This is a genomic window from Pseudonocardia ailaonensis, assembly GCF_039531635.1.
GTDB classification, from domain to species: domain Bacteria; phylum Actinomycetota; class Actinomycetes; order Mycobacteriales; family Pseudonocardiaceae; genus Pseudonocardia; species Pseudonocardia ailaonensis.
The window spans coordinates 447952-457179 of record NZ_BAAAQK010000012.1; the positions used below are offsets into that span (position 1 = coordinate 447952).

Annotated in this window: 10 protein-coding genes and 1 pseudogene; 6 read left to right on the forward strand and 5 right to left on the reverse strand. The window is 75.3% G+C overall.

Annotation, left to right across the window (positions count from 1 at the left end):
- Positions 1–137: 137 nt before the first annotated feature.
- The gene (locus tag ABD324_RS20570; protein WP_344419370.1) at positions 138–608 is read right to left on the reverse strand and encodes a L,D-transpeptidase; all 471 of its coding nucleotides are present in this window, start codon (positions 606–608) and stop codon (positions 138–140) included.
- A gap of 177 nt (positions 609–785) precedes the next feature.
- Here ABD324_RS20570 and ilvD point away from each other — a divergent pair, with 177 nt between their 5' ends.
- A complete protein-coding gene (gene ilvD / locus ABD324_RS20575) occupies positions 786–2453 on the forward strand; it encodes a dihydroxy-acid dehydratase (protein ID WP_344419373.1) in 1668 nt (555 codons plus the stop codon).
- Positions 2454–2502: 49 nt separating this feature from the next.
- On the forward strand, positions 2503–3267 hold the full coding sequence (locus ABD324_RS20580) for a hypothetical protein (protein WP_344419376.1): 765 nt from the start codon (positions 2503–2505) through the stop codon (positions 3265–3267).
- Here ABD324_RS20580 and ABD324_RS20585 read toward each other — a convergent pair.
- Positions 3234–3893, reverse strand: coding sequence for a DsbA family oxidoreductase (locus ABD324_RS20585; protein ID WP_344419379.1), 660 nt, complete (start codon positions 3891–3893; stop codon positions 3234–3236). The two genes, ABD324_RS20580 and ABD324_RS20585, sit on opposite strands and share 34 nt — an antisense overlap.
- A 107-nt stretch (positions 3894–4000) precedes the next feature.
- Here ABD324_RS20585 and ABD324_RS20590 point away from each other — a divergent pair, with 107 nt between their 5' ends.
- The 4 genes and pseudogenes from ABD324_RS20590 (at position 4001) to ABD324_RS20600 (ending at position 6997) form a co-directional block, all read left to right on the forward strand.
- Positions 4001–4570 (forward strand): sigma-70 family RNA polymerase sigma factor, encoded by a 570-nt coding sequence (locus ABD324_RS20590; protein ID WP_344419381.1) that lies wholly within the window; start codon positions 4001–4003, stop codon positions 4568–4570.
- 88 nt (positions 4571–4658) lie between these two features.
- Positions 4659–5369: pseudogene (locus ABD324_RS37470) on the forward strand (maleate cis-trans isomerase family protein); the annotation flags it as partial.
- A gap of 207 nt (positions 5370–5576) precedes the next feature.
- Complete coding sequence (locus ABD324_RS37475; RefSeq protein ID WP_486362877.1) at positions 5577–6389, forward strand: hypothetical protein; 813 nt, start codon at positions 5577–5579, stop codon at positions 6387–6389.
- Positions 6390–6424: 35 nt separating this feature from the next.
- Complete coding sequence (locus ABD324_RS20600) at positions 6425–6997, forward strand: class I SAM-dependent methyltransferase (RefSeq protein ID WP_344419389.1); 573 nt, start codon at positions 6425–6427, stop codon at positions 6995–6997.
- 63 nt (positions 6998–7060) lie between these two features.
- Here ABD324_RS20600 and ABD324_RS20605 read toward each other — a convergent pair whose 3' ends face one another.
- The 3 genes from ABD324_RS20605 to ABD324_RS20615 form a co-directional block, all read right to left on the reverse strand.
- Positions 7061–7846 carry a methyltransferase domain-containing protein gene (locus tag ABD324_RS20605; protein ID WP_344419392.1) on the reverse strand — a complete coding sequence of 262 codons (786 nt, stop codon included), beginning with the start codon at positions 7844–7846 and terminating at the stop codon, positions 7061–7063.
- A gap of 169 nt (positions 7847–8015) precedes the next feature.
- The gene (locus ABD324_RS20610) at positions 8016–8267 is read right to left on the reverse strand and encodes a DUF3253 domain-containing protein (protein ID WP_344419395.1); all 252 of its coding nucleotides are present in this window, start codon (positions 8265–8267) and stop codon (positions 8016–8018) included.
- A gap of 458 nt (positions 8268–8725) precedes the next feature.
- Positions 8726–9228 (reverse strand): shikimate dehydrogenase family protein (locus ABD324_RS20615; protein WP_425565870.1); only part of this gene is annotated, 503 nt, incomplete at its 5' end.

A 9228-nucleotide genomic window follows, 5' to 3' on the forward strand; every position in this document is an offset into this window, starting at 1 on the left:
ACCGCCAGGCGACGACGCACCTGGCGGTCCTGGAGGGGATCACTCACAGACGAGTCTCCTAATGATCAAGAGACCCAGGTGTCAACCATCCCCGTCAGTTTCACACGTCGCTATGGCGACCATTGCCACTCACGGGGTTAGTGGATCTCGACGCGGTCGCCGACCTGGAGGTCGGAGTACCAGGCCTGGGCGTCGGCGGCGGCGAGGTGGACGCAGCCCGCGGAGGGGTTCTGCGGGTTGCCCTGGTGGAAGGCGATGCCGCCCGGGGCGAAGAACACCGACCACGGCATCGGGGCGTTGTTGAACTCCGCCGACCTGTGGTCCTTGTCCTTCCACTGCACCGCGAAGGTGCCGGTCGGGGTCTCCTTGCCCTCGCCGCCGTGCGAGATCGTCACGGGGCCGCGGGTGACCGTGCCGTCGTGGATCAGCCACGCCTTGTTGCTCGCGAGGTCCACGCAGGCGCGGGCCTCGGTGGAGCAGGGGGTGCCCTCGGTGAGGGAAGGTCCGGCTGTTCCGTCGGAGTCCGCGTAGGCGGCGCCGGCGAAGACGGTGCCGGCGAGCACCACTCCGAGGGCGGTGAGGGCGGCGGTGCGGGGGAGTCTGGGCATGCGTGTCGTCAGGTCCTCTCGGGGCTGTTCCCGAACACCGCAACGACCCGGCCCGCCTGGGGTTATGGGCCCGGGCCGGTAGTCGACCGGACGTGCCGCGAGTCCCGATCGTCCCTGCCTGCGCGGCGGGCCCGGGGGTGGCAGGGTTCGCCGTGCCCACACAGACGGAGGTTCCCCGTGACGGATCTCAAGCCCCGCTCCCGACAGGTGACGGACGGCATCGAGCGCACCGCGGCCCGCGGCATGCTCCGCGCCGTCGGGATGCGCGACGCGGACTTCGCCAAGCCGCAGATCGGCGTCGCGAGCAGCTGGAACGAGATCACCCCGTGCAACCTCTCGCTGCAGCGCCTCGCCCAGGCGGCCAAGGAGGGCGTGCACCGCGCCGGCGGCTACCCAATGGAGTTCGGCACGATCTCGGTGTCCGACGGCATCTCGATGGGCCACGTCGGCATGCACTTCTCGCTGGTCAGCCGCGAGATCATCGCGGACTCGGTGGAGACGGTCGTCGAGGCCGAGCGGCTCGACGGCACGGTGCTGCTCGCCGGCTGCGACAAGTCCCTGCCCGGCATGCTCATGGCCGCGGCGCGGCTGGATCTCGCGAGCGTGTTCGTCTACGCGGGCACGATCCTGCCCGGCCACGTCGACGGGCGGGAGGTCAACATCGCGGACGCCTTCGAGGCCGTCGGGCAGTGCGCGCGCGGCCTGATCACCCGCGAGCAGCTCACCGAGATCGAGAAGGCGATCTGTCCGGGTGAGGGCGCCTGTGGCGGCATGTACACGGCCAACACCATGGCCAGCGCGGCCGAGGCACTCGGCATGGCGCTGCCCGGCTCGGCCAGCCCACCGGCCGTCGACCGCCGTCGCGACGGGATCGCCCGCGCCTCCGGCGAGGCCGTGATCGGTATGCTGGAGAAGGGGATCACCGCCCGGCAGATCATGACGCGCGAGGCCTTCGAGAACGCCATCGCCGTGGTGCTCGCCTTCGGCGGCTCGACCAATGCCGTGCTGCACCTGCTCGCGATCGCCGCCGAGGCCGAGGTGCCCCTCGAGCTCGACGACTTCAACCGGATCGGCGACCGCGTCCCGCACCTCGCGGACGTGAAGCCCTTCGGGAAGTACGTGATGAGCACGGTCGACCAGGTCGGCGGGGTGCCCGTGGTGATGAAGGCGCTGCTCGACGCCGGGCTGCTCCACGGCGACGCGCTGACCTGCACCGGTCGCACGGTGGCGGAGAACCTCGCGGACATCGGCTCGCTCGACGGCGAGGTGATCCACACGCTGCAGAACCCCATCCACCCCACGGGCGGCATCACGATCCTGCGCGGCTCGCTCGCCCCCGACGGCGCGGTGGTCAAGTCCGCGGGATTCGACGCGGCCGAGTTCCGCGGGACCGCCCGGGTGTTCGACGGCGAGCAGGGCGCCATGGACGCGGTGACGAACGGGGAGATCGTGCCCGGCGACGTCGTCGTCATCCGGTACGAGGGGCCGCGCGGCGGGCCGGGGATGCGGGAGATGCTCGCCGTCACCGGGATGATCAAGGGGGTCGGCCTGGGCAAGGAGGTCCTGCTCGTCACGGACGGGCGGTTCTCCGGCGCGACCACCGGGCTCTGCATCGGGCACGTGGCCCCCGAGGCGACGGACGGCGGGCCGATCGCGTTCGTGCGCGACGGCGACCCGATCGTCCTGGACATGACCACGCGCACCCTGACCCTCGACGTCCCCGCGGACGAGCTCGAACGGCGCCGCGCGGACTGGGTGCCGCGGGAGACGGGGCGGCGTACGGGGGTGCTGGCGAAGTACGCGAGACTGGTCGGGTCGGCGGCCCAGGGGGCGGTCTGCACCTGACGCCGGGGCCGAGCGGGTGCCGCCGGCCGTGAGCGCGAGAAGGAGCGGTGTGGGCAGGAAGCAGCAGGGCCGGGGGCAGAAGCGTGCGGCGAAGGTGGCCTCGCGGAAGCGGAAGGTCAGGCAGGTCGGCCAGGGCCGCCCGGTCGTCACGGTGCCCGGGCTCGACTCCTACGAGCCCGGACCGGTGTCGGAGCTCGACGCCCTCGACGAGATGCGTTACGCCGTCGCCGACATCCGCACGGCCCGCAGGCTCGGCCCGAACGACGGCAACCCCGAGTGGCTGGAGGCCCTCGAGGCCACCCTCGACACCCTCGCCGGGGCGACCGAGGAGGAGCTGGTCGTCGAGATCATCGACGACCGGGTGCGGCGCGCCGTGGATGACACCCTCGAGGCCGGGACCGCCGAACCGGCGCGCGAGGAGGTCCGCTGCCTGATCGCGTCCGACGGCGAGATGGGCGACCCGGACGCCGATCCGGACGGCCTCGGCGGTGCCCCGGCCCAGGGTGTGGCGTTCATGGTGCTGATCGGGTGGCTCGCGAACCAGGGCCCGCGGCCGATCCCGACGGCCGCCCGGACGCGAGTGCCCGAGTGGGTGCGCGGCACGCTCGGCGCCGAGGCCGGCGACGCCGTCGACACGGTCATCGGCGTGATCGGTTCCACCGAGGAGCGGGAGGCCGCGATCGGCCCGGTCGCGGACGGGCTGGGCGACGACTTCCTCGCCGCCCTGATGTGGATCGCCGCCGGCCTCGTCGCGCTCTACGGCGACGGCGACGTCGACACCTACCTGGCGTTCCCGGAGGGCGTCCCGGCCTGAGCGGCCTCCTCGAGCGCCCGGACGAGCACGTCGGCGGGCTGGGCGCCGGAGATGCCGTACGTGCGGTCGATCACGAAGAACGGCACCCCGCTGATGCCGAAGCCCCGGGCCAGGCGTTCGTCGTCCCGCACGGCGTCGGCGTACTCGTTCGAGCCGAGGACCCGCTCGACGTCCGCCTCCGGCAGGCCCGCCCCGACCGCGACCCGGCGCAGCGCCTCGTGCTCACCGATCGGCTCGCCGTCGCGGAACAGGGCCGTGACCAGGGCGGACTTGAGCGTCGCCTGCAGCGAGGACCCGCCGAGATCCCAGGCGAGGTGCAGCAGGCGGTGCGCGTCGTGCGTGTTGCCGTCCTGCGTGCGGTCGAAGTGGAACTCCAGGCCGTCCTCGGCGGCCAGCGCCGTCATCTGCGCCTCCATCGCCCGCAGCTGGTCGGCGTCCCGGCCGATCTTGCGGGCGATCCGCTCGGTGCGGTCGCCGGGGTGGCGGGCGGGGGCCTCCGGGTCGAGCTCGAAGCTGCGGTAGCGCACGTCGACCTCGCCGGGGAAGCGCTCCAGCGCCTCCGCGATGCGGCGGGTGCCGAGGGCACACCAGGGGCAGGCGACGTCCGACCAGATCTCGAGCTGCACGTTCTCGGCAACGCCGTGCCCGCCCGTCCGATTCCGGACCGGAACTCACAGCACCCTCTCAGCGCGCACACGTCGTCGATCACGAGACCGGGGGCAGGGTCGTCCGGGTGACCGAACAGCGGGACGGACCCGATGCGGAGACGGTGGCGAGGGCGGCGGCGGGGGACCGGCGCGCGGTCGAGGCGGTGGTCGGGGAGGCCCACCCGTTCGCGCTGCGGTACTGCCGCGGCCGGATCGGGCGGGGGCTGCCCGGGGTGACGGCCGAGGACCTCGCCCAGCAGGTGTGCCTCGCGCTGCTCGGGGCGCTGCCGCGCTGGACGGACCGTGGGCGCCCGTTCCTGGCGCTGGTCCACCGGATCGCGCTGAACGAGGTCAGCGACGCCTTCCGGGCCGCGGCCCGCCGGCCGGAGACCGCCGGGCTCGTCCCGGACCGGCCGTCGTCCGAACCCGGCCCCGAGGAGCACGCGTCGCTCCGGGACGAGGTGGCGCGGCTGAGGCCGGCGTTCGACCGGCTGAGCCCGGCGGCCCGCGAGGTGCTGATGCTGCGGGTGGCGGCGGGGCTCACGGCGGAGGAGACGGCGGCGGTGGTCGGCTCCTCCCCGGGTGCGGTGCGCACGATGCAGCACCGGGCGCTGGCGGCGGTGCGGCAGGAGGTGGGGGTCGTCACGCCGGCCTGACGCGCCTGCGGCGCCGTCGGTCGCTGTCTTACCCAGCGGCAACACGGCGGATCCTGACGGGACACATGCGCGTTCCACCGTGGAACCCATGAAGATCGTTGCGGTGGGGCCGACGGCCGGGGTGGGTGTCGTCGTGCCCTTCGACTTCGCGCTGGACCGCGAGCTCTGGCGCTGGGTGCCGGAGGACGCCGCGCTGCACGTCACCCGCACGCCCGCGGTCCCGGCGCCGGTCACCGCGGACATGGCCCGCGCGATCTCCGAGGCCGGGGCCGTCCGGCGCGCGACCCGGGACGTGCTAGAGCCGGGGCCCGGCGTGGTCGCCTACGCGTGCACGTCGGGCAGCTTCGTCGACGGCGCCGCGGGCGAGGCCGCGCTCACCCGCGTGATCCGTGAGGCGGGTGCCCCGGCCGCGCTGACGACGTCGGGCGCGCTGGTCGAGGGCATGCGCGCGGTCGGGGCGACGCGGGTCGCCGTGGTCACGCCCTATGTGGACGATCTCACCCGCCTGCTGGAGGAGTTCCTTTCCGCGCACGGGATCGAGACCGTCCACAGTGTCGGTCTGGGTCTGCTCGGCCGGATCTGGGAGGTGGGCGGGGACGAGGTCGTCGCCGCGGTGCGGGCGGCGGACCGGCCGGACGCGGACGCGGTGTTCGTCTCGTGCACGAACCTCGCGACCTACGACGTCATCGCCTCGCTCGAACGGGAGCTCGGCAAGCCAGTGCTCACCGCGAACCAGGTGACGATGTGGGCGGCGCTGCGCGCGATCGGGCGGCAGGCGGTGGGGCCGGGGCAGGCACTGGTCGACGGCCGGGGCACGGCGGTCGGTGCACCGGTGCTCGCGCCGGGTGCCGGCGAGCCGGCGTCGCTGCCCGACGGGGGACTCGTGTTCGGGTCGGGGCTCGTGGTCGGAGTGGGGCCCGTCCGTTTTCCCGAGGCCGGATTCGGCCCGGGATCGGCCGACGAGCGGTCCGCGGCCGGCGGGGTCCCCGTGCTGCACAACGTCCGGGTGCGGCTGCCGGACGAGTCCGGTGCGCTCGCCCGGCTCACGGACGCCGTGGCGCGCGCGGGCGGCAACATCCTCGGCCTGGCCGTGCACGGGCAGGACTCGCGTTCGGTGGTCGACGAGATGGTCGTCGGGTCCCGCCTGACGACGGAGCAGCTGGCCGCCGCGATCCGCGGTGCGGTCGGGGCGCACGATCCCGGTGCGGTCCTCGTGACCCCCGCCGACCCGCACGACCTGGTCGACGGCCCCACCCGGGCCCTCGACCTCGCGATGCAGGCCAGCGGCGGCCCGGCCGACCTCGCCCGCGGCCTCGCGTCGCTGGTGCACGCCGACGACGCCGGGTGGCAGCCGGACGAGCCCGCCCCGCACCCGCACGTGCTCTCCGTGCCCGCCCCCGGCGGCGGCCACCTGGTCGCGACGCGGGAGTGGGCGCCGTTCACCGTGACCGAGGCGGCGCGGGCACAGGCGTTCCTGCGGGCCGCCGAGCCGACGATGCCGCGCTGGGACATCGTGCTGCTCTCGGGCGACGAGCTCGTCGCGACACCGGCGACGGGCGGCGAGGTCGCGGCGGCCGAGGAGCTGCTGTGCGAGTGCCTCGCCGGCGACGCCGCACCGGCGGCGAGCTGGACGGACGAGGACCTCCGGGCCCTGCTGGGCGAGGCCCTGCTCGTCCGGGACGGGGCGGGGCGGCTGGTGGCGCTGGGCGGGTCCGTCGAGGGCGAGATCGTGCTGCTGGTCCACCCGGACTTCCGGGGGCTGCGGCTGGGCCGCTGGCTGCGCCGCCGCCTGACCGCGCGCAGCCCCCTGGCGGTGTGATCGGCGCTGCGGGCAGGCCCTGGGAGACTGCCGGGGTGACGTTGCCGCAGGACTGGGACCGCTGGAAGGCGTCGGTCGACCTCGGCCGCTACGACGACCGCTGGGCGCGGATGGCCGAGGCGGGGGAGAACCCGCACGGTGAGGCCGATCTGGTCGCCTCCTTCCGCCCGCGCTCCGTGCTCGACGGCGGGTGCGGGACGGGCCGGGTGGCGATCGAGCTGGGCCGCCGCGGGATCACGGTGCTCGGCGTCGACCCGGACCCGGACATGATCGCGGCGGCGCGGGCGAAGGCCCCCGGCCTGCGCTGGATCCTCTCCGGCCTGGAGGAGCTCGCCCTCGACGACCGGTTCGACGTGATCGTGCTGGCGGGCAACGTGATCCCCTACGCCGAGGCCGCGGCGCGGCCCGAGGTCGTCGCCTCGTGCGCGCGACACCTCGCCCCCGGCGGCCGGCTGGTCGCCGGCTTCTCGCTGCGGCCCGGCTGGCCGACCCTCGCCGACTACGACGCCTGGTGCACCGGCCTGGCCCCCGAGACCCGCCTCGCCACCTGGGCCGGCGATCCCTACGAGGGCGGCGACTACGCCGTCTCCGTCCACCGCGCCCCGTGAGTGGCGATGGTCGCCATGGCGACCATCGCCACTCACGACCGAGGCCCGGACTCAGGTCCGGACTCAGGCCCGGGCGAGGATCTCGCCGTGGGGGACCATGATCCACCCGTCCTCGGCGGCGACCCAGTCCTGCCAGGCCGCGGAGATGCCCTCCAGGTCGGAGCGGGTGGCGAGGCCCTGGTCGAGGGCCTGGTCGGCGATCGCCGAGTCGAGGATCCGGGCGGCCCACATCCCGCCCCAGGCCGCGCGGGCGTCGGGCGTCGCGTAGCACCAGACCGACGCCGTCGGAGTGACCTCGGTGAACCCCGCGGCGCGGGCCCAGTGCAGCAGGCGGCGGCCGGCGTCGGGTTCGGCGTCGTTGCCGTGGGCGACCCGGCGGTAGAGGTCGAGCCAGGCGTCGAGACGCTCGTCGAGCGGGAACCAGGTGAAGGCGGCGTAGTCCGCGTCCCGCGCCGCGACGACCCCGCCGGGGAGTGCCACCCGGCGCATCTCCCGAAGCGCCGCAACGGGATCCGAGAGGTGCTGCAGGACCTGGTGGGCGTGGACGACGTCGTAGGAGCCGTCGGGGTCGGAGAGCGCGTAGACGTCGTCGACCGCGAAGTCCGCGCCGTCCCCGAGCCTGCGGGCCTCGACGAGCGGTGCCTCCACGACGTCGATCCCGCGGACCCGGCCCGGCGCGACCCGCGCCGCGAGATCGTGGGTGATCGTGCCCGGCCCGCAGCCCACGTCGAGCAGGTCGAGCCCGGGGCGCAGCAGCGGCGCGAGGTAGGCGGCGGAGTTCTCGACGGTCCGGCTGCGGTGGGACCGCAGGACGGACTCGTGGTGCCCGTGGGTGTAGACGTCGCTCACGCCCGGACCCTACGGCGCCCGGGCTCTGCGGTGTCCGGGCTCTGCGGTGTCCGGACCCCCCGGTGCCCGGACCCTGCGGTGCCCGGACCCTGCGGTGCCCGGACCCTGCGGTGCCCGGACCCTGCGGCGTCCGGACCCTCCGGTATCCGGATCCCCCGGTGCCCGGACCCTAGGACGCCCCCGCAGCGGGAGGCCGGCGGATCCGGATCGGGCCGCGGACGGTGCCGGGATCCACGACCTCCCCGCCCTGCGTGACCTCGACGGATCCGGCCGCGGCCAGGCGGGCGGCGGCCTCGCGGGCCTCGTCCATCAGCGGGCGCCAGTCGTCGGGATCGACCGTGCGGGCGGCGTCGGAGGGGCAGATCGAGCCGGTCCGGGCGTCGAGCAGCTCCTCGATCGCCCGCTCCATCCGGTCACCCACGGCCCCATGGTGCGCGAGCGGGCCGAAGGTCGCGCGTCGAGCGACCGCGGCCGGCCATGATCACCGTTCGAGTGCTGTGAGGCAGGGAACGGGTGCGTGGCGGCACCGAGACGGCGATCATCCCAGGGCAGCGGGCAGCGGGCAGCGGGCAGCGGGCAGCGGGCAGCGGGCAGCGGGCAGCGGGCAGCGGGCTGGGGGTTGCGGGCGGCGGGCTGGGGGCTGGGGGCTGGGGGCTGGGGGTTGCGGGCGGCGGGCTGGGGGCTGGGGGTTGCGGGCGGCGGGCTGGGGCCTGCGGGCTGCAGGTAGCGGCGGTGGGCAGCGGGTTGCGGCAGTAGGTACCGGCAGTAGGCACCGGCAGTGGATGGTGGGCTGCGGGCCGTGCTGCCTGTCGTCGACGGCCGGCGCCTCCCGAGATGTGGGTTTCGGCCTCCCGAAGGTGCCGACTCGCGGGGGTGGGGTCAGCGGCGGGTGCGGGCGGCCCGGGCGAGGGCGGTGCGCATGGCGTCGACGGGGCCGGCGTGGCCGGTCATCAGCTCGACCTGGGCGACGGCCTGGTGGAGCAGCATGTCGAGGCCGCTGGCGATCCGGCAGCCGGAGGCGGCGGCGCCGCCGGCGAGGACCGTGGGCCAGGGGGCGTAGACGACGTCGAGAACGACGGTCGGGGGCCGCCAGTGGGCGCCGGCGAGGGGGTCGGCGGCGCGGGCGGGGAGGGTGGAGATCACGACGTCGGCGCCGGTCAGGGTCCGGGCCGCGGCCACCTCGTCGGTGAGGACGGGGCGGAGGTCGAGCGCGACGCCGAGCCGCTCGGCGGTCTCCCGCAGCGCACCCGCCCGCCCGGCGTTGCGGACCAGCACGATCGGCTCCCGGTAGCCGAGCTCCGCGAGGGCGGCGTTCGCCGCCTGCGCGGTCCCGCCGGTGCCGAGCACCACCGCGCGGCCGGGCTCCGCGCTGGGCACCACCG